At 50.4% G+C, this 20,712-nt stretch carries 18 protein-coding genes and 2 pseudogenes; 8 read left to right on the forward strand and 12 right to left on the reverse strand.

Annotated features, from left to right (window positions below):
• Entirely contained in the window at positions 1 to 828 is an 828-nt protein-coding gene (locus KHX94_RS05570) for an HlyD family secretion protein (RefSeq protein WP_213682684.1), read from the reverse strand.
• Between the two features lie 206 nt (positions 829 to 1,034).
• Between KHX94_RS05570 and KHX94_RS05575 the strand changes: the two genes are divergently transcribed.
• On the forward strand, positions 1,035 to 2,687 hold the full coding sequence (locus KHX94_RS05575) for a methyl-accepting chemotaxis protein (protein WP_213682685.1): 1,653 nt from the start codon (positions 1,035 to 1,037) through the stop codon (positions 2,685 to 2,687).
• Positions 2,688 to 2,714: 27 nt separating this feature from the next.
• On the opposite strand, the gene KHX94_RS05580 is transcribed toward KHX94_RS05575, so the two are convergent.
• On the reverse strand, positions 2,715 to 3,419 hold the full coding sequence (locus KHX94_RS05580) for an LrgB family protein (protein ID WP_213682686.1): 705 nt from the start codon (positions 3,417 to 3,419) through the stop codon (positions 2,715 to 2,717).
• Entirely contained in the window at positions 3,412 to 3,777 is a 366-nt protein-coding gene (locus KHX94_RS05585; RefSeq protein ID WP_213682687.1) for a CidA/LrgA family protein, read from the reverse strand. The genes KHX94_RS05580 and KHX94_RS05585 overlap by 8 nt, the downstream gene beginning before the upstream one ends.
• 212 nt (positions 3,778 to 3,989) lie before the next feature.
• Here KHX94_RS05585 and KHX94_RS05590 point away from each other — a divergent pair, with 212 nt between their 5' ends.
• A complete protein-coding gene (locus KHX94_RS05590) occupies positions 3,990 to 4,532 on the forward strand; it encodes a glutathione peroxidase (RefSeq protein WP_213682688.1) in 543 nt (180 codons plus the stop codon).
• 186 nt (positions 4,533 to 4,718) lie between these two features.
• Here the strand turns inward: KHX94_RS05590 and cobO are convergent, their stop codons facing one another.
• From cobO to KHX94_RS05620, 6 genes and pseudogenes are all read right to left on the reverse strand, one after another.
• Positions 4,719 to 5,321, reverse strand: coding sequence for a cob(I)yrinic acid a,c-diamide adenosyltransferase (cobO, locus tag KHX94_RS05595; RefSeq protein ID WP_244859342.1), 603 nt, complete (start codon positions 5,319 to 5,321; stop codon positions 4,719 to 4,721).
• A gap of 23 nt (positions 5,322 to 5,344) precedes the next feature.
• Positions 5,345 to 6,136 carry an adenosylcobinamide-GDP ribazoletransferase gene (locus KHX94_RS05600; RefSeq protein WP_213682689.1) on the reverse strand — a complete coding sequence of 264 codons (792 nt, stop codon included), beginning with the start codon at positions 6,134 to 6,136 and terminating at the stop codon, positions 5,345 to 5,347.
• The gene (gene cobT, locus KHX94_RS05605; RefSeq protein WP_213682690.1) at positions 6,136 to 7,191 is read right to left on the reverse strand and encodes a nicotinate-nucleotide--dimethylbenzimidazole phosphoribosyltransferase; all 1,056 of its coding nucleotides are present in this window, start codon (positions 7,189 to 7,191) and stop codon (positions 6,136 to 6,138) included. The genes KHX94_RS05600 and cobT overlap by 1 nt, the downstream gene beginning before the upstream one ends.
• 17 nt (positions 7,192 to 7,208) lie before the next feature.
• Positions 7,209 to 8,224: pseudogene (locus tag KHX94_RS05610) on the reverse strand (FecCD family ABC transporter permease).
• Between the two features lie 13 nt (positions 8,225 to 8,237).
• Positions 8,238 to 9,077 carry an ABC transporter ATP-binding protein gene (locus tag KHX94_RS05615; protein ID WP_213682691.1) on the reverse strand — a complete coding sequence of 280 codons (840 nt, stop codon included), beginning with the start codon at positions 9,075 to 9,077 and terminating at the stop codon, positions 8,238 to 8,240.
• Positions 9,078 to 9,185: 108 nt separating this feature from the next.
• Positions 9,186 to 9,848 (reverse strand): histidine phosphatase family protein, encoded by a 663-nt coding sequence (locus tag KHX94_RS05620; protein ID WP_213682692.1) that lies wholly within the window; start codon positions 9,846 to 9,848, stop codon positions 9,186 to 9,188.
• Positions 9,849 to 10,093: 245 nt separating this feature from the next.
• Here KHX94_RS05620 and metH point away from each other — a divergent pair, with 245 nt between their 5' ends.
• Positions 10,094 to 13,807, forward strand: a complete 3,714-nt coding sequence (gene metH / locus KHX94_RS05625; protein WP_213682693.1) for a methionine synthase — start codon at positions 10,094 to 10,096, stop codon at positions 13,805 to 13,807.
• A 75-nt stretch (positions 13,808 to 13,882) separates the two neighbouring features.
• Here metH and KHX94_RS05630 read toward each other — a convergent pair whose 3' ends face one another.
• Complete coding sequence (locus KHX94_RS05630) at positions 13,883 to 14,236, reverse strand: diacylglycerol kinase (RefSeq protein WP_244859343.1); 354 nt, start codon at positions 14,234 to 14,236, stop codon at positions 13,883 to 13,885.
• Between the two features lie 30 nt (positions 14,237 to 14,266).
• Positions 14,267 to 14,812, reverse strand: coding sequence for a phosphatase PAP2 family protein (locus KHX94_RS05635; protein WP_244859344.1), 546 nt, complete (start codon positions 14,810 to 14,812; stop codon positions 14,267 to 14,269).
• 366 nt (positions 14,813 to 15,178) lie between these two features.
• Between KHX94_RS05635 and KHX94_RS05640 the strand changes: the two genes are divergently transcribed.
• Together KHX94_RS05640 and KHX94_RS05645 are read left to right on the forward strand one after the other, a co-directional pair.
• Positions 15,179 to 16,402, forward strand: coding sequence for an MFS transporter (locus tag KHX94_RS05640; RefSeq protein WP_283105021.1), 1,224 nt, complete (start codon positions 15,179 to 15,181; stop codon positions 16,400 to 16,402).
• A 141-nt stretch (positions 16,403 to 16,543) separates the two neighbouring features.
• Positions 16,544 to 18,561, forward strand: a pseudogene (locus KHX94_RS05645) (dipeptidyl-peptidase 5).
• Between the two features lie 50 nt (positions 18,562 to 18,611).
• Here the strand turns inward: KHX94_RS05645 and KHX94_RS05650 are convergent.
• Positions 18,612 to 19,187 carry a TetR/AcrR family transcriptional regulator gene (locus KHX94_RS05650; protein WP_213682695.1) on the reverse strand — a complete coding sequence of 192 codons (576 nt, stop codon included), beginning with the start codon at positions 19,185 to 19,187 and terminating at the stop codon, positions 18,612 to 18,614.
• An 88-nt stretch (positions 19,188 to 19,275) separates the two neighbouring features.
• On the opposite strand from KHX94_RS05650, the gene KHX94_RS05655 reads away from it, so the two are divergent.
• Genes KHX94_RS05655 through KHX94_RS05660 form a run of 3 tightly spaced genes read left to right on the forward strand, consistent with a single transcriptional unit; the run spans position 19,276 to position 20,571 of the window.
• Positions 19,276 to 19,710: a glutathione S-transferase family protein gene (locus KHX94_RS05655; RefSeq protein WP_244859345.1), complete on the forward strand. Its 435-nt coding sequence runs from the start codon at positions 19,276 to 19,278 to the stop codon at positions 19,708 to 19,710.
• On the forward strand, positions 19,662 to 19,886 hold the full coding sequence (locus KHX94_RS20235; protein WP_244859346.1) for a glutathione S-transferase family protein: 225 nt from the start codon (positions 19,662 to 19,664) through the stop codon (positions 19,884 to 19,886). Before KHX94_RS05655 ends, KHX94_RS20235 begins: the two co-directional genes overlap by 49 nt.
• 16 nt (positions 19,887 to 19,902) lie before the next feature.
• Complete coding sequence (locus KHX94_RS05660; RefSeq protein ID WP_213682696.1) at positions 19,903 to 20,571, forward strand: glutathione S-transferase family protein; 669 nt, start codon at positions 19,903 to 19,905, stop codon at positions 20,569 to 20,571.
• Positions 20,572 to 20,712: the final 141 nt, after the last annotated feature.

The raw sequence follows: 20,712 nt of genomic DNA on the forward strand, positions 1-20,712 counted from the left end.
TCATAGCCGGATAGATCCACAACAGTCAGTAATGGCTGATAAGCCAGGCACCGCAGCCTTCTGCGCTTCCGCGAGGCTCCCAACCATGCCATCCACCGGCGACAACACCTGCAGGTTATCGGCCTGCCGCTGCCACTCGGCCACCAGCAGTTGCTGTGCTTTGATCTGTTGTGCCAGGGTTTCCTCTTCATAGCGGATAGACTGCCGCGCTAATGTCAGCGAGGCCTGTGACTGTTTGAATACCACCTCGGCGCGCGCCAGTTCGTCCTTACTGCGTTGGTAGTCACGATCACTGATCACCTTATCCTGCCGCGCATCGGCATTACGCTGTAACTCGCGGTTGGCGGCATTAAGATCCACCTGTGCCAAGTCCTGCGCCTGTTGTTTTTCTAGCAGATCGCGCTTGGCTTTAATGCGGTGTTGTTCTAACTCGCCTTGTAACTGTGCCAGGGTTGCCTGTTGCTGTTTTAGCTGTGAGGTAGTTTGAGGGCTGTCCAACTGAGCCAGTAGCTGACCACTGTTAACCCTATCGCCAGCTTTCACCTTATAGGTCACTATCCCCTGGGCGGTGCTGTAAAGCGTGGGGCTGTTAGCCGCCACAACCTTGCCCTGAACACTGAGATCCCGCTGCACATCGCCAGTAGATACGGTGGCAATCTGCACTGAGGCTCTTGGCACCGTCATATCGGTAGCGGCGGCCAACTGCCAGCGCTGGACTAACAGCGCTATCAGCGCGACTAGGATCAGCGCAATGGCGCCATATATGCCGTAACGGGACTTAAACTTCGGCTGCAGTATTACATCTTGGCCCGCGGTATCTCTGATCATATCGTTCCCCGATAGTTGTCTGACTGTGATTAAACAAGTTTCAGGCCAACATTTAACACACTGTTTTTATTGTATTTAAATTGAATCACCTGTCCGTTTCTGGTGTCCGCCGTCCGTCACTGTCCGCGCTTAAAAGTTCCACGCGATTTATGGACTATGCTTAAAGTCACCGAATGCAGGTGTATTTTCAGGGAAGGAATCTCGCGATGAAATTTTTCAATCACTTACCCATCAGAATACAGATAGCAACGCCGATTATGTTGCTCACGCTGTTGATACTGTTGCTGGCAGTAGTGGGTTGGTATAACAGCATACAGATGGTGTACAAAATCCGGATGTTGACTGATCATCTGGCACCCGCGTCTGAATTGGTGCTCAATGCGGATCGTGACCTGTATCAGGCTGCGGTGGCATTGCGTGATTACAAAGTACAGGCGCAGCGACAGCTGGATAACGCTACCGTTAAAAAAGTCGCGATACAGTGCTGGAAAACCGACAGCAGGCTTATGATCGTATGCTGCAATCGCGAGCGATGGCATCCATTGAGGGTGAAACTCTATCCGGAGCGGAATGCAGATTTCGAACGCGCCTATAACGAGTGGAAAACACTCACAGAGCAGATCATGCAAGCTATAGAACAGCAGGATTTCGATAAGGCTTATGAACTGTTAGTGGGTCCACACGAACAGCTGTTCAGCACTTTGCGTGGCTTTTATGACCAGTTTGAAGAAGAGCTGACAGCCCAACGGCAACGGATCTCCGCCGCCACATTGCAACAAGAAACAGAGCAGCTATACATCATTCTTGGCATTGCTTGCCTGGCGATTATTTTCGGCGTGCTGTTTACCCTGATCATTCCCAAAACCATCAGTGGCACCATTGATGGCGTTACCGCCAAGATGGCTCAGCTAAGTCAATCCGGCGGCGATCTGACCTTACGTTTACCCGCAATGGGGGATAATGAGCTAGGTAAATTGATCAATGCCATTAATAGCTTCATCCATTATCTACAGCAGTTGATCCGCCAGGTAAACGATGAAACCCGCAATATCCATGCACATACTGCGGCACTGGTTGAGGCATCATCCTCCACAGGCAACAGCGCTACCGAACAGTTCCGTTATATTGAAGATGCCGTCAGTGCAGTATCCGAGATGAACAGCGCCGTTAAAGAGATCACCCATCAAACCCAGCAATCGTCAGATAAGGCCCACAATGCCCAGCAGGAGATGCAACAGTCACATCAACAGATCATCGGCACCATTGAGCAGATTTCTGGCTTGGTCGATGACATGAACAATGCCATCAGCACCATCACCCAACTAGAGCAAGAGAGTAAGAATATTATTTCGGTACTGGATGTCATTGGTGGCATCGCCGACCAAACTAACCTGCTGGCGCTAAATGCCGCAATTGAGGCTGCACGCGCCGGCGACTCTGGTCGCGGCTTCGCGGTGGTGGCCGATGAGGTAAGGGCCTTAGCGATGAAGACCCAGGAATCGACCCAGAATATCCAGAGTATGATCGACCGGCTGAATCAGGGAGTACAACATGCGGTAGAAGTGATCAATCTCAGTTCCGAGCGGGTTAACAGCACGGCCGCCAAAGCGTCAGCGGCCGGGATCTCGCTGGATCAAATAGTGGTGTTGCTGGACGACATGTTAGGGATTTCGATTCAGATTGCTGCCGCCACTGAACAGCAAAGTACCGTGATTGACCATATCAACCGCAATATGGAAAACATCAGTGAGCATTCCCATAACGTGTTGGCAAATGCTCAAAATACGTCGAGTGCCAGTGGCGAAGTGTATGAATCGTCCAAACGCCTCAATCAGCAGATGCAGCACTTTCACGTGTAACCGCGGCTGGGCTGCCTTGGTTCACCACTACAGCAACCAAGGCAGCGACAGCGCTAGCAAGACACCAAAGATGCTCATGCCCAAGGCAGAAAACGCGCCGCATTCTTCGCCTTCTTCCAACGCTCTAACGGTACCGATGGCATGAGCATTAATACCGTAGCTCAGCCCTCTCGCCGCAGGTTCTGTCACTCTGGCTAGTTTAAACAACCACGGAGCTAACGCTGCGCCAAAAACACCGGTAATCATCACGAATGCCGCAGTCAATGACATGCTGCCGCCAAGACTATCTGACACCAGAATAGCGATTGGCATAGTGACTGAACGGGGAGCCAGACTCATCTGCAACACCTCAGAACCGCCTAGCAGCCAGCAAAAGAGCACGCTCAGTATAACGGTCAGGCTGCCACCACATACAAGGGTTATCAGGATCGGCCCAAACAACTGGCGAATGCGCCGGAGCTGACTATACAAAGGCACTGCCAGTGCTATTGTTGCCGGACCGATGAGAAATGCCACAGGCTCGGCAGCCAACTGATAGTCACGATAGGGCACATCCAACAATAGCAACACAGCAATCACCATAGTAACCGCCACAATTACCGGTTGCAGCAGCACAATTTTGCTTTTGCGATAAAACAGCAATGCCAGTTGGAAGGCGAGCAGCGTCAGGCCAACCGCAAATTCTGGGGTGGATTTTAATGCTTGCAGGCTCGCCAGCAATGATTCAATCATGGCGCCCTCGCTTTTGTTGTTGGCGACGAATTAACCATTGCATCAACCAGCCGCTAAGAGGAATGGTGATCAGCATGGCGCCAAATAGTGACCCGGCAATCACCAACCATTGGGACTGTAAAGTGTCCAGATTATTCATCAGGCCGACACAGGGCACGACCAGCAACAAGGGGAGATACTGCAATAACGGTGACGCGGCGGCTTCCAATGATTTAGGTAAGCGGCCATAACACAACAGCCAGATAAACAATATCAGTAACCCAATGATTGGGCCGGGTAAACTTGGCAGTAGCCAGTGGTGCAGCATGGCGCCTAACAACTGCAATACCACCAGCCAGGTTAAACCATTTACAGGCAAAGTTGTTCTCCAGTGATTTATCAGCAATAGCTTATAATAAAGCTCAAGATTACCCTGTTTATCAGCCTCTGCGAAGCTAGCATTAGCAGTCCTCAACGGCTTTAGCGGGAACCATGAATGATTGTTGCAACAGACCACAGCAATCCAGACTTGCAGGTAACAATCAACTGGTGCAGTGTGATGCAGATCAAATATCATTCAAGGGAAGTATCATGAGTATTTATGACATCCAGGTCAAAACCATTACCGGTGAGAATCAACTGCTGGCGGATTTTCACGGCAAAGTGCTGCTGATTGTTAACACCGCCTCTAAATGCGGTTTAACCCCGCAATATGAACAGTTGCAGGCGCTCTACCAGGAAAAAGCGGCTGAAGGTTTAGAGATCCTCGGTTTTCCCTGCAACCAATTTCTAGGACAGGAACCCGGCACTGAAGCTGAAATTCAGCAATTTTGCAGCCTAAACTATCAGGTTACTTTCCCGATGTTTGCCAAGCTTGAGGTCAATGGCGAGCAGCGCCATCCGTTGTACAAGACATTGATCCTGTCACAACCTAAGGCAATTACCACCGCGGATGAAAAACTCAAAGCCAAGCTTGTAGAACTGGGACAAGCGCCGAAACACCAAGATGACATCTTGTGGAATTTTGAAAAATTTCTGGTGGGCAAAGATGGCACTGTACTGGCACGTTTTGCGCCAGATGTGACAGTCACATCCGATGTTTTCCTGTCAGCGCTCAATAAAGCCCTGGCCTGAATCTAGCGACAAGATAAAAGAAAAGGATGGTGTGACTACCATCCTTTAACCCATCGCCAACTTTGGTCGCTGCCATGGTGCACAAGAGCATTGCCGATAGCCGATGATGTGGCATTCGCGACTAAAAATGCTCACTCGTGAAATTGCTGCACTACTTTGCAGCACGACAATGCTTCACTGAGAAATTCAGTAGTCAAATCCAGGCTGGGCTTTTATGCCATGCTCAAAGGCATGTCTGACATTATGGATTTCGCTGATGGTATCAGCTACTTCCAGTAACTGCCGATGGCAATTACGACCAGTGACAATCACATGTTGTTGTGGTGGTCGATTCGTCAATGCTCTCAGCACCCGTTGCAAATCCAGATAATGGAAGCTCAACATATAGGTCAATTCATCTAACAGCAGCACATCAATGGCGGGGTCTTGCAACCACTGTTCGGCCACCATCCAGGCTTTTTCTGCCGCGGCAGTGTCACTGGCACGATTTTGCGTATCCCAGGTAAAACCGGTGGCCATGACCTCAAAGCGCACGCCGGCATTTTCCAGCAATTTGCGCTCGCCACACTCCCAGTTGCCCTTAATAAACTGCACCACAGCGGCATTCTTACCATGCCCCACGGCACGCGCCACAGTCCCAAACCCAGAAGTGGATTTACCTTTACCATTGCCGGTCAGTACCAGCAGAATTCCTTTTTCTTCTGTCGCCGTTGCGACTCTGGCATCGACCGCCTGTTTTAACTTTTGCTGCCGCGCTTGGTGGCGAGCATTATCATCTTTGTCCGTCACTATCGTATCCTGAGCAATATGTGTTAACTGCGGCTGGCGGCATTCCAGCCGGCCAACACTATGATATATACCAGCACTTCGGCCAACTGTTGGCCGGCACCTAACGTATCACCTGTGTATCCATCAATCTGATGGCGGAACCACCGGGCCAGAATAAAACGCAGCAGTAGCAGGCCAATCACTAAAGGGATCAGTTGACCGCGAGAAAACAGCAGCATCACAACGACACCGGTCACCAGCAGGAAGCTCAGTTCATTGATACTCTGGCGTTGCACCGGATGGCGGCTTAGCCCCTCTTCATGAACACAGGTTTCGCCAAAAATAAGGCTGGCGGACGTCACCCGGCTGAGGGTATGTCCCAGTACCAAAGCCAAAGCGGTCAGCGTTGGATCGTACAGCGCCAGTTCCATCAGCAACTCAAACTTCAGCAGCAGTGCCAGCACCAGCGCCAATACCCCGTAGCTGCCAAGACGCCGTTCTTTCATCATCTGCAGTTTTTGTCCGGCAGAGTCGCCAGCACCAAAACTGTCAGCCGTGACTGCCAGACCATGTTCATCAAACCCGCCGGTCAGCCAGACACTGGTGATCATCGACAACACGATGGCTACCGACAATGGCAGATAGATAGACAACAGCCACAACACCAGCGCTGACAGGCCGCCCACCAGCGTTCCCACCAGCCCATAGTAGCGGCTGGCGCGATTGATGGTGTCATTGTCAGGACTGATGCGTCGCAGTAACGGAATTCGGGTAAAAAAGCCAACGGCAATCACAAACAGCCGTAGCTGCTCCAGCCAGAAAGCCCATTTACCCATTAATTTGCTCCTGAGCCTTTGCTATCAACAGCATCAGCTCCGTCTACAGCGGCCATTTCATTGTAGAAATTGACCGCAGAGTGCAACAGAGGCATCGCCAAGGCAGCACCAGAGCCTTCACCTAGGCGCAGATTCAGATGCAGCATAGGGTGCGCATCCAAACGAGCCAGTAATTGCTTGTGCCCATAAACGGCTGATTGATGTGCAAAAATCAGATATTCGCGTACACCTGGAGCCAATTTTACTGCGGCCAATGCAGCAACGGAGGAAGTAAAGCCATCAACCACCACTGGGACACCAAACTCAGCAGCGGCCAGCATGGCACCAGTCATCTGTACGATTTCATAACCACCGAGGCACGCCAGTACCCGCACCGGATCGGTCAGATTGGCATAGTGAAGTTGCAGCGCACGTTCCACAATCATACGTTTGTGTTTCAGCGCTTCTTCATCAATGCCTGAGCCACGGCCAGTACATTCTGCCACAGGAATGCCGGTAAGTGCCGCCATCACCGCGGAGGCGGAGGTAGTATTGCCTATGCCAATTTCTCCGACAGCCAGCATGTTACTGCCGTTATAGATATGGCGTTTCACCAGTTCTTTTGCCATGCGGAAACCTTCAAAGACGGTTTCAATGGACATGGCTTCTTGTTGATGTATCGGTTTAGTGGCGTCCCCTAACCGCTGGTTTACCACTTGCGGTAATGCCAACTGATGACGAGTACCACAGTCAATCACTTCCAGTTCTAGGCCATTTTGGCGGCAGAAGACGTTAATAGCCGCCCCACCTTTGACAAAGTTCTCGATCATTTCAGCGGTGAGTTCACTGTCACCGACTGACACACCAAAATCAGCCACACCATGATCGGCAGCAAATACCAGCATGACCGGCTTTTTGATGGCAAGTTTATCGTCAGGGGACTTAAACTGGATGCGTGCTAGCTTCAGCGCCACTTCTTCCAGTTTTCCGAGTGAACCACGTAACTTAGTTTTATGGTGTATCCGCGATTTGATAGCTTCATCAAATGCGTGATTGACGGGAGTTACCGAATACATAATAGATTGACCTTAATCTAAATTAATACTGCCTGCGCTGATGCAGAACAGCCAAAAAACACACTGCCGATTGCCGACGTAATAATGCCGACCGGAAGTTCCTGGGTGGGTAACAGACTGCGCGCCAGCACATCAACCCATACCATAAATAACCCGCCTGCCAGCGCCGTCAGCATCATTGAATACCGTCCCGGCAACAGCAAACGCAGCAGGTGAGGCACCATCAGCCCCACAAAACCAATACCACCACACTGAGCTACCAGTGTGGCAGTGATAAGTGAACACAATAACAACATTCCTAGCCGCATCCGCAACACCCTAACCCCCAAGGTGTGCGCGGTCTCATCGCCGCTTAGCATGACTAAGATCTGTCGTCGGTACCCGACGATCAGTACCAGTGCCACCAGCACCACAACTACTGGCACCCATAAACTATGCCAGTCCGCTCGGGCAAAACTCCCCAGCGTCCAGAACAGCATGGATGCGGTTGCCTGTGGTGTAGAAAAATACAACAACAAGCTGGTAAACGCACCGAACATAAAAGACACTGCCACACCAGACAGTAACAAACGTTCGACCTGACGTTCTGCCTGTCCCCCGCCATTGCCAAAACCAACAATACCGACAAACTCGCGCCGACGAAGGCCCCTAATGGTAATGACACCCAGGCCAGCCAAGTGCCGCCCAGTAATGTCATGGCCAATACACCGCCAAAAGAAGCACCCGCACTGATACCAAACAAGTAGGGGTCAGCCAACGGATTACGGGTCACACTTTGCAACACCAAACCACACATGGCTAAACCACTACCGGCAACAAATGCCAGTAACACTCGTGGGAGTCGTAACTCCCAGATAATCCGTTGGTCAATCTCAGACACTTGCCCCATGCCTGAAATTTTGTGACCTAAAACCCGAGCGACTTCCAGCACGCCAATATTATCGGCGGCACCAAAAGCAGTTGCTGCCAAGGGTGTGATCAGCAGCAGCAACACCACCACTAACCAGCAGCCCTGTAACCGCTTGTCCCCCATCAATGGCGGGCGTTTACTTGGCGGCATAGTTCACTCCGTTATCACACCGCACAGCATCTGTCTTATCGGCGGTCGGCGGCGCATAACCGTAAAAATACTGGAGCAGCGGTTTGCCTGTCTGTGAATGCCGACTTATTTGGCAACAGACACCAAAAACTTCGCTCACACGCTGCTCTGTTAGCACAGTTGCCGCATCACCGGCAGCAATCACACGCCCTTGATGCAATAACAACAACTCATCACACATCGCCGCTGCCAAATTAAGATCATGGATAGAGGCAATAACACTCACACCAAGACTTCTGACAAGCTCGAGGATCTGGATCTGATAACGAATATCCAGATGGTTCGTCGGCTCGTCCAGCAATAGCAACGCAGGTTTTTGCACGATTGCTCTAGCTATCAATGCCCGCTGTTTTTCGCCACCAGACAGATGTCGAAACATTGCCTCCGCTTGCTGGTGCAGACCAACCTGCGCCAATGCCGCGTCAACAGCATTATTATCCTCTGCCGAATTGCGCTCGAAAAGTCTTTTATAAGGGGTCAGACCGGTTGCGACGAGTTGCCGCAAACTCAGCTCTGACGCCAGAGGCATATCCTGCTGCACCACCGCCACCTGACGCGCAAAAGTTTGCAGCGACATGCCATCGATAGCATCACCATGCAACAGGATATTACCAGTATCGGGCTGAATATAGCGGTACAGACATCGCAATAAACTGGACTTACCAGCACCGTTAGGACCTATGAGTCCCAACACTTGCCCTTTGGGCAAGCTAAAGCTGACACCAGACAATATCGGCTTGCCTGCTACTGACCAGCAAATATTATCAGCCTTTAGGGCCGGCTCCATGGGCCGCCTCCACCAACATGATTATTTCAGGCTCAATAGGCTAACAGTATATGGCGCTCTGCCGCCAGTCATCCGCTGACGGTGGCAGAGGCAGACAACTGGCGATGTTTATAACTGCCAATGCAGTTTTGGCAGGCATTCCCAGTCACCATCAACTTCATGGGCATCCACTTCAATTTTCAGCAGTGCGCCGTAAGGCAGTTCTAGGCCGCTGAAGATACCGTTTAATGGCGGTTTTCCTGGGTTGATCATTTCGCTGATGAGCGTCCGGATCACGCCACCATGAGTGATCAACAAGGCATTATCTTGCTGGCTGCTTAGCAGTTCCTGTAGCAAGCTACTCCAGCCACGACTAATACGCTGGTACAGTTCATTCACGCTTTCAGCTTTTGGCGGGGTATGGTTGAGCGGATCGCATCCATAAGCGGCGGTGGCTTTAGGATAGTCGGCTTGCAGTGATGCCAAAGACTTACCGTCCCACTCACCAAAATTCAGTTCCTGCAACCAGTCAGCGGTGGCTAATGGACTTTCGAAAAATTCCGGCATCTCGCTGGCTAGGCTGTCGGCAAACAGGCTGCAACGTTGCAGCGGTGAACTCAACAGTCGTAACTTGCCTTCTGGCAGATGATTACACAGCTCACGCCAAGCGTTCCACATCTGCTCCTGTCCCTGCTCGCTCAATGGCGAATCGGTACGGCCTCTTAGAATATCGCCATCGGCACAGCGGCCGTGGCGCATCAGATATACTGTCAATTTTCTGTAGCAGGACATGATGGTTCCTTCGATTTAACTACCCAGGTTGGGGGCAACAATTTCACCTTGCCGCAGAACGCTGGAATCCTTATTATGGACGTCTATACGTATAAACATCCAAAACAGCCCTGTAGTTATTCCGCAGCCATACTATGATGCTTGTTTACTGTCATAATCACAGTAATGTGATCTGGATCATAACTCAATTTTAAAAGTTTGTATTTGTTAATTTTTATTTTAGTAACAGGTAATTAAGGCTTCGAATGATTAACACTTCTGCCACTGCTGTGAGCCGCAAGATACACGATGCTCTGGCGCAGCGAATTTTGATTATCGACGGTGCCATGGGCACTATGATCCAGAGCTTCAAGTTGGAAGAAGCCGATTATCGTGGTGAACGTTTTCGCGACTGGCATTGCGACGTCAAAGGTAACAATGACCTGCTGGTATTAACTCAGCCGCAGATTATTAAGTCGATTCACCGCCAGTATCTGCAAGCAGGTGCCGACATCATTGAAACCAACAGTTTCAATGCCACCACCATCGCTATGGCAGATTACGACATGCAGGCGCTGGTGAGCGAAATTAATGAACAAGCCGCCAGACTCGCCAGAGAAGCCGCCGATGAAGTGGCGGCAGCGACTGGAATACCCCGTTATGTTGCCGGGGTGTTAGGCCCGACGAATCGCACCTGTTCCATCAGTCCCGATGTCAATGACCCAGGGTTTCGCAATATCCATTTCGATGAGTTAGTGGCTGCTTACATACAAGCCACTGAAGCGCTTATCAAAGGCGGCGCGGACATACTGATGGTCGAAACCATCTTCGACACCCTCAATGCCAAAGCGGCATTGTTTGCCATTGATGAAGTGTTCGAAAAACTTGGCGTACGACTGCCAGTGATGATTTCCGGCACCATTACCGATGCCTCCGGCCGTACCCTCACCGGCCAGACTACTGAAGCTTTTTACAACTCATTGCGCCACATCAAGCCGTTATCATTTGGCCTTAACTGCGCCCTTGGGCCGAAAGAATTACGCCCCTACGTAGAAGAATTGGCACGCATCAGTGAAACCTTTGTTTCGGTGCATCCCAACGCGGGGCTGCCCAACGAATTTGGCGGTTACGATGAAACCCCGGCACAGATGGCCGAAGTCATCGGTCAGTGGGCCAAAGAAGGGCTGGTTAACTTAGTCGGTGGTTGTTGTGGGACAACTCCGGCGCACATTAAAGCCATCCGTGAAGCCGTCAGTCAGCATCAACCCCGGCAGTTACCCGAATTGCCCGTTGCTTGCCGTCTTGCCGGGCTGGAACCGCTGACCATAGACACCAACAGTCTGTTTGTTAACGTGGGAGAGCGCACCAACGTCACCGGCTCTGCTAAATTCTTACGGTTGATTAAAGAGGGACAATTTGAAACCGCGCTTGATGTGGCTCGCGAACAGGTAGAAAGCGGCGCGCAGATCATCGACGTCAACATGGATGAAGGCATGCTGGACGGCGTAGAGATGATGCAGAAGTTTCTCAATCTTATCGCCTCTGAACCCGACATCAGCAAAGTGCCAGTGATGATCGACTCCTCCAAATGGGAAGTGATTGAAGCCGGATTAAAGTGCATTCAGGGAAAAGGCATCGTCAACTCTATCTCGCTGAAAGAGGGTGAAGCCAGCTTCATTGCACATGCACAACTGGTAAAACGTTATGGCGCAGCGGCAATCATCATGGCGTTCGATGAACAAGGCCAAGCCGATACCCACGCACGCAAAATCAATATCTGTACCCGCGCCTACCGCATATTGGTCGATAAGGTCGGTTTTCCGCCAGAAGATATTATTTTCGACCCGAATATCTTTGCCATCGCCACCGGCATTGAAGAACACGACAACTACGCGGTGGACTTCATCAATGCCGTGAAAGATATCAAGGCCACTTTGCCACACGCCATGGTGTCTGGCGGGGTGTCTAACGTGTCCTTCTCCTTCCGCGGCAACAACCCGGTGCGCGAAGCCATCCATGCGGTGTTTCTGTATCACGCCATCAAGGCGGGCATGGATATGGGCATAGTCAACGCCGGGCAGTTGGCGATTTACGATGATATTGACCCCATTCTGAAGCAGCGCGTCGAAGCGGTAGTGCTGAATCTGCCATGCCCAGTTGCTGGCTCCAGCAATACCGAACAGCTACTGGATATTGCCGAAAAATTCCGTGGCGGCCAAAGCGGTGTTGGCAAGCAGGAAGATCAGGCGTGGCGACACTGGCCAGTGAACAAACGGCTGGAATATGCGCTGGTCAAAGGCATTACTGAATTTATCGATGAAGACACTGAAGCCGCCCGCCTAGCCGCGACGCGTCCACTCGATGTGATCGAAGGGCCACTGATGGATGGCATGAATGTGGTCGGCGATCTGTTTGGCGCCGGCAAGATGTTCCTGCCGCAAGTAGTGAAATCGGCGCGAGTGATGAAAAAAGCGGTAGCCTACCTGAATCCGTTCATTGAAGCAGAAAAGGTGCAAGGCTCCAGCAACGGTAAAGTCTTGATGGTCACCGTTAAAGGCGATGTGCACGACATAGGTAAAAATATCGTCGGTGTGGTACTGGCCTGTAATGGTTACGAGGTAATAGACCTCGGGGTCATGGTGCCAGTAGAACAGATCATCGAAACCGCCCGTAAAGAGCAGGTCGATATTATCGGTATGTCGGGGCTTATTACCCCCAGTCTGGATGAGATGGTGCATAACGTCAAAACCTTCGCCCGTGAAGGCCTGACCATTCCGGCGATTATCGGTGGTGCGACGACCTCAAAAATTCATACCGCGGTCAAGATTGCCCCGCACTATCCACATGGCGCCATCTACATTCCAGATGCTTCCCGCGCGGTGCCTATGGTGAGCAAACTGATCAATGACGAGACCCGCGCTAAGACCATCGCGGATATCTACGCCGAATACGAAGTGATGCGCGAGAAACGCCTGGCACAGACCAAACGCAAGACACTGGTGCCATTGCCTGCCGCCCGCGACAACAAAGTGCAGCACGACTGGCAGGCCAATCCACCCGTGAAGCCACAGCAATTGGGCATTCAGGTATTTGAGGATTATCCATTAGAAGATCTGCTGGGCCGCATCGACTGGACGCCATTTTTCCGCGCTTGGGAACTGCACGGCCATTTCCCAGATATTCTGGACGATATGGTGGTGGGTGAAGAAGCCCGTAAGGTCTATGCCGATGGCAAAGCTATGCTGCATAAAATCATTGATGAAAAATGGCTCACCGCCAAAGCAGTATTTGGCTTATTCCCGGCCAATAGCATCAATGATGACGATATCGAACTGTACGACAGTGAAGCGCGTCAACAAACCTTGCTGACCACCCATCACTTACGCATGCAGCTAGAACGTGTGGGTAATCATAACTTCTGTCTGGCAGATTTTGTTGCCCCCAAAGACAGCGGTGTTTCTGACTATATGGGCGCCTTTGCCGTCACGACGGGTCACGGCATTGAGAAACACTTGGCAAAATTTGAAGCCGCCCACGATGACTACAGCGCTATTATGCTGAAATGTCTGGCAGACCGACTGGCGGAAGCCTTTGCCGAACGCCTACATGAACGCGTGCGCAAGGAGTTCTGGGGTTATGCCGCTGATGAAGACCTCAATAACGATGCGCTCATCCGTGAGAAGTACAAAGGCATCCGCCCAGCGCCTGGCTACCCCGCTTGCCCGGATCACACCGAAAAAGGCTTGTTGTGGCAACTGCTGCAACCGGATCAACGGATTGATCTGCGACTCACCGAAAGCTACGCCATGTATCCAACCGCAGCCGTATCGGGATGGTATTTTGCCAATCCACAGTCACGCTATTTTGGTATCACCAATATTGGTCGCGATCAGGTAGCGGATTACGCCCAGCGCAAAGGGATGACGATCGCCGAAGTGGAAAAGTGGCTGGCACCAGTGCTGGACTACGACCCAGAGTAAAATTGGCTGCGGTCGTAAATGATAACTTAGGAAGAAAGGGGCACATCATAGTGCCCTTTCTTGATAGAAAGACAGCTAATCCAAGGTACTGTACATTGCCAGTAACCCGACGATCAGCGCCGCCAGGCTGAACACCAGCACCATAGCGGCCAACATGTCTTTCACATGTTTTATCTGCGGGTGCAGCTGTGGATGTAAATGATCAATTAAGGCTTCCAGTGCCGAGTTAATCAGCTCGGCCGACCACACCAAAGCAATACACAGCACAATGAGCGCCCACCACAATGCGGCGGGCTGTAACCAGACAAATACCAAGATTGCCAACAACGCCGCCAGCAGATGACGGCGCATGTTGTGCTCCTGCTTTACCGCATAGACAAAACCATCAACGGCATATGCTAACTTTTTGATGAAAGACTGATTTTTCACTCAATATTCCGGCTAACAAAAACGATCCATCTAGAATGCCATATGCAAGTTCAAGCCGATACTACCACCTTCCGCGTAAGCAGAAACCTGCACACCATGATAAGGCTCAGTAAAGTAACGGGCGTTAAGATAGCCGATCAAGGCACCTGCAACGACATCCTTAGTGTAATGCCGATCCGATTGCACCCGCGTCCACCCCACATAACTAGCTGCGGCATAAAATGGCAGAGCACTTTTCCAGCCATAACGTTGCTGGATATAAGTGGCCGCAGAAAAAGTTAATGAAGTATGCGCCGAAGGAAAGCTGTCGTTACTGTTGCCGTCTGGGCGCCGTTCATGGATGGTATATTTAAGCAGTTCGGTGGTCAGTAATGTGCTCCCCATCGACCAGTAAAACTGTTGCTGACCTTCACTATCATCCTTCCATTGGCTCATGCCCCAGGCCAGTGCCGGAACCAGTACTAATCCCACATCACCCGAGGTTTCAATTGTGCTGTTAGCTGCCTGAGCATTGACGTGATACATCATCGCGCCGCTCACTATTGCAGCGGTAAACAGTGATTGAAAATATTTCATCGCTTCCCTTGTTTTATCCATAATTAGCACGGTTAACTACATGCTGTGCTGAGAGTCAGACAGGCCAAACTAGGGGGCAAAAATTAAGTGATAATTAACGCTCTGTAAATATCCCGTCACAATTTTTAAACGGTGGCAGCTGGAAATGCTGTCAAAAAACCCTCATTAACGATAAGCAAAGCCGCACTCACCCCGCCACCATGCCATTAAAGTACAGATGCCAGCATAAAAATTTTTGACTGACTATCTAAAAAAACATCGCACAGTTACAATCCCAAGCTCGCTCATTTTATTAACATTTCAGGTTTAACAACACAGGTGTACAGCGATATTACCTTTGCCCGCTTTCGGCAATTTCCCCCATTAATGTGGGTACTGCTGTTAGGGTCATTCTTTACCCGTGGCAGCTATTTCATGGTATGGCCTTTTTTGGCGGTGATCTTATATGAAAAATTCGCGCTAACCGCGACACAGGTGGGCCTAGTGCTGTCAAATGCTGCGATAATTGCGGTATTTACCAGCTTTATTGGCAGTTCGCTCTCTGACCACTTTGGCCGCCGCAGGCTGATGTATTTCACCGGGGTGCTGTATGTCATCTCTTTTTCACTATTGGCGCAGGTAAATTCGGTCAGTGGTTATGTGGTAGTGATGACGCTTTGTGCCATAGCCACCTCGCTATGGCGCCCACTAACGGCGGCGACTATCGGCGATATCATCGCCGAACCGCAGACCCGAGAACTGGCAATGCAGTCTTTGTATTTCATGGTCAACGCGGGTTGTGCTGTCGGCCCTATGGCCGGGGTCTGGATGGGTTTGACCGGAAAACAATCCAGCTTTTATATTACGGCGGTCGCCTTTGCCTTACTGATATTGATGCTGCATTGGGGCTTCAAACGGCAGCAACAAAGACCCATTGTTCAGCTTGATAATGCTCAGCCAACGGCCAAATACGGCATGGGAATGACGCTGAAAGTGCTGCTAGCCGACAGACTGCTGCAGTGCCTGATCCTAGCAAATATTCTTTGCATGTTTATTTATGCCCAAACCGATAGCTCGTTGGTCCAGTATCTGACACGTGCAGAGGCTCCGGGACTGTTGTCGTTAATCTCAAGCATTATCTTTACCAATGCCTGTGTCATTATTTCATCGCAGTTTCTGCTACTGAAATTGTTAGCGAGTTATCCACTGACACGGCGCATTCAGATTGGCTTACTATTGCTGTTGGTGTCGCAGCTGTGGCTGGCACTAAATCCTATAGAGCTGTTCTGGGGCTGGATTGGTGCCATTGTGGTACTCAGCCTAGGGGAAACTATTCTGTTTCCTACCATGAACGTACACATCGACAGACTGGCACCTGATCATCTGCGTGGGGCCTATTTTGGCGCGGCCTCAGCCTATGATTTCGGCTTTGCACTGGCTCCTCTGGGCGGTGGGATCATTCTTGATCACTGGGGTGGCCCGGCGCTATTTGTCACTGCAGCCTCGCTAACGGTACTGGTTATCTATTTGTACCGCATATTAGATCGTCTGCCGCGCCCGGACTTCACCAGTCTGAGTAAACCCCAATCCGATAGCCCTCGCGTGGACTGATTGGTATCAGCATGCTGATACCAGGCCTCTCGCCTGACCACTCAGTTTATTTTCAACATTCGCGACTATAGTTAACGCTGGAAATCACTGGCAGTTAAGCTGCCATTCACTATTCCAAGGAGCCTGCGAGTGAGAAAAACCATGTTAGTTCTGCTCAGCCTACTGCTGCCGATGGGGTCAGCACTGGCTGAAGCCAATAAACCGTTATCGGCGGAAGTTCTGTGGCAGCTTAAACGTATTGGGACACCCGTGGTCGCCCCTTCTGGCAATCACATCGTTGCCCCGGTCACGGAGTACGATGTTAAAACCGATAAAAGTTCGACCCAGCTATGGTGGTTTACCGCGAATAAGCAACAGCAACGACCATTAACTATTGCCGGGATAAAAGTCAGTGAACCTGTATTTTCCCCGATGGCAACACGTTGGCATTTATCAGCAAACGCAATGATGACGAAGCGGGTCAAATATACCTGTTGCCGTTGGACCGTCCTGGTGAAGCGCAACGACTGAGTGAAGTCCCCAGTGGTGTTTCTGCTCTCAAGTGGGTCGGCAAGCATCTATATTTCATCAGCAGTATTTTTCCAGGCAAAAACTGGGAACAGATGAAAGAGCAGTTGAAAGCCGATAAAGATAATAGAGTCAGCGCCCATCAATGGAATGCCTTGCCCTATGCATCTTTTGACCACTGGCTGGATGAGCGCCGTGAAGCGCATGTATTTCGTATCCCGGCTGCCGGTGGCGAGGTTGAGGCAATTACTCAGCCATTAAACCATGAGCTGTTCCGCTCCAATCAAGGACGCAGCAGTTACGATGTTTCAGCCGATGAAAAATGGATAGCATTTTCCAGTTATGGCTCAGCCAACCGTGTCGATCCCAAGCTGGATCTGTTCCTAGCAGCTATTGGTAGCAACAACACCGAGAATATTACCCCGGACAATCCAGCTGCTGACGATGCCCCACAGTTCAGCCCTGATGGAAAAACGCTGGCCTTTAGCCAACAACATATTCCTGGGTTTTACGCTGACACCGCGCGGCTGGTATTACTGGATATGCGCAGCCGTAAACTGCGCAGTCTGACTGACAACTGGGATCGCTCCATCAATCAATTCCGCTGGGCCCCTGATAGCAAAGGCTTTTACGCCAGCATAGATGATGCCGCGACCAATCGTATCTACTACATTGATGCCCAAAGCGGTAAGCATCGTGCCATTACACATAACACTAATTTCAGCCTACCGTCAGTGAGTCATACTGGGTTGTTGGTTGCCACCAATGAAAGCTTTCTGCAACCGCCACAGTTAGTTAGCATTAATCCCAAAAATGGCAAAATGTCACGTTTGGACACCTTTAATGATGATGTATTAAAAGATGTGCAGCTTGGTAGTTATGAATCTGTCACTTATAAAGGCTACAACGGTGACGATATTCAGATGTGGGTACATTATCCACCCGGTTTTGATCGCAGTAAGAAGTATCCATTGTTTCTGCTGATCCATGGTGGGCCACACAATGCCATCGGCGACGGTTTCCACTTTCGCTGGAACGCCCAGACCTTTGCTTCCTGGGGCTATGTTACCGCCTGGCCTAATTTCCATGGTTCCAGTGGTTTTGGTCAAGCCTATGCCGATGCCATCAACCCAGACTGGAAAAGCAAATCATTGGAAGATGTGCTGAAAGCCGCCGATTGGTTTAAAAATCAACCATGGATAGACAGTGAACGTATGGTCGCTGGAGGTGGCAGTTACGGGGGATACCTGAGTTCTATTATTCTTGGCACGCCGCAACAGCCATTCAAGGCGTTGCTGATCCATGCTGCGGTTTACGATATGTATTCACAGATGGCATCAGACTTTGCGGTACACAGTACTCGCTTCGGTCAATATTGGGAAAATCCCGCGTTATATCAGAGTATCTCGCCACATTACTTTGCCGCAAATTTCAATACGCCAACGTTAGTCAGCCACGGACAACTAGATCTTCGCGTGCCTGTTGGGCAGGGATTTGAGCTGTTCCGCACCTTACAAAGTCGTGGTGTGGAATCACGCATGCTGTATTTTCCAGATGAAAACCACTGGATCCTAAAACCCAATAATTCCCTCTATTGGTACCACCAAGTGCAGGAGTGGATGGCAAAATTTGCTCCACCAGGAGCCCAATAATAAGTATTCAACCTAACAAAGGCGGCTGTAGCCGCCTCGTTTGCAAGCATTTAACTGCGTAATATCTGTAACAGACTATCCACGGCACTGCTGATGTCTTGATAACGCTGGGCTTTGCTCAGCACCCGCATGCCCTGCATCTGCACTAGAATCAACGATGCTAAAGCATCTGCCGTCATCTGCTGATTTATTTCTCCTCGCCGCTGACCATTTGTCAGCGCCGCCTGCAACGCGGCTTTGACCTGGCTAAATAACTGCTCACCTTGAGCCACTACCCTAGCATCGGTTCCGGCGTGTTCAACCACGGCATTTTGAATAAAACAGCCAAAAGGGTTGTCTTGCTGCCGCTGTTCAAACTGCCGCAAGAACAACTCAATCTGTGGTAATCCAGCATCATCCTGCTGTAACGGTTGCAAATGCACGTGAGTCACTTTGGCAAAATAGCGCTGCAACGCCGCCGCATATAACGCCTGTTTATCGCCAAAACTGTTGTACAGGCTGAAACGGTTAATGCCCAGTCGCTGCACCAAATCCGCTACTGAGGTGTTGGCAAAACCTTTCTCCCAGAACAACTGCATCGCTTGCTCCAGTTTTTGTTCGCGGTCAAAACAGCAACTGCGTGCCATAACATTTCCTCAAGTTATTCTTGACTGATCGTTCCGATATTATCTAGAGTGTAATCTAAACGATCGTTCCGAAAAAGGATCACGCTTAATGAAGCTGTATGAAGTTGCTGCCAGCCCCAGTTGTCGCCGGGTGAATATTTTTCTCAAAGCACTTGGTGTTGAAGTGGAACGCGTCACGGTGAACATTCGCGGCGGGGAAAACTTGTCAGAAGCCTATCGGCAAATGAGTGTCAATTTGAAAGTGCCATTGCTGGAGATTGATGCGGAAACGCACCTGTGCGAAAGCCTGGCAATTTGCCGCTACTTTGATGAAATCACCACGAACCATCAATATCTGTTTGGGCAAACCGCGTTAGAAAAAGCCCAAGTAGAGATGTGGAACCGCATTGTGGAATGGCAAGGACTCATTCCAGCATTTCAGGCATTTCGCAATCTTTCCGGTGTTTACCGTGATCGGGAAACCTGCATCAACAGTTGGGGGAAGAAAGTAAAAAGCGTGTCAGCGAATTTTTGCCATTGCTAGAGCAACAACTGCAACAGCAGCGCTACATCGCTGGCAAGAAACTGACCGTTGCCGATATCAGTGCCTATGTGTTGATCACCTTCTGCGAAGCCCAATTACAGTTAGTCATTATTGGCAGCTACCCGCACATCAGCGACTGGTATCAGGCGTTACAGCAGCATGATGCGTTCTTATAACCGTAAAGGAGTTCCCATGATTGAGTTGTATACCGCCGCCACACCTAACGGTCACAAGGTTTCGATTGCGTTAGAAGAGTTAGGGCTGGATTATCAGGTTCACGCGCTGGATTTGGCGGCCAAAGATCAAAAACAGCCGGCATTTTTAAAGATCAATCCCAATGGCCGTATTCCTGCCATTGTCGATCGCGACAATGATGATTTTGCCGTGTTTGAATCGGGCGCAATTTTGCTATATCTGGCAGAAAAAACCGGCAAGTTATTACCAACAGAGACAAAAGCACGCTCACAAGTGATCCAGTGGCTGATGTTTCAAATGGGCGGTGTTGGCCCCATGATGGGTCAGGCAAACGTATTTTACCGCTACTTCCCGAAAAAGATCCCCGAAGCCATTGAGCGTTATCAAAATGAAGGGCGTCGCCTATTTGAAGTAATGGACAGCCAATTGGCCACTCATCAATACCTTGCGGGTGATGTTTATAGTATTGCCGACATTGCCACTTGGCCGTGGGTTAATATCCATGAATGGAGTGGTATCAGTCTTACCGACTTACCCCATCTGCAACGCTGGTTAGCCGCCATTGCCGCCCGCCCGGCAGTGCAAAGAGGCATGCAGGTGCCGGCCCCAACCACGGAATCCTCAGAAGAAAAAGCCGAACGGATACGTAACATGGTCACCCGTTAATCCCACCCGGAGGCAATCGATCATCTCCGCGGTTGTCTCCGGCTTTTTTACACAAACTTGATAAAGCCGTCATCTCATAAAAATACAGCAATAATTATCCAGTGCTAATTATTCCACTTTAATAATTAATATTATTTTCAC

This window comes from Shewanella dokdonensis (assembly GCF_018394335.1).
Taxonomy (GTDB): domain Bacteria; phylum Pseudomonadota; class Gammaproteobacteria; order Enterobacterales; family Shewanellaceae; genus Shewanella; species Shewanella dokdonensis.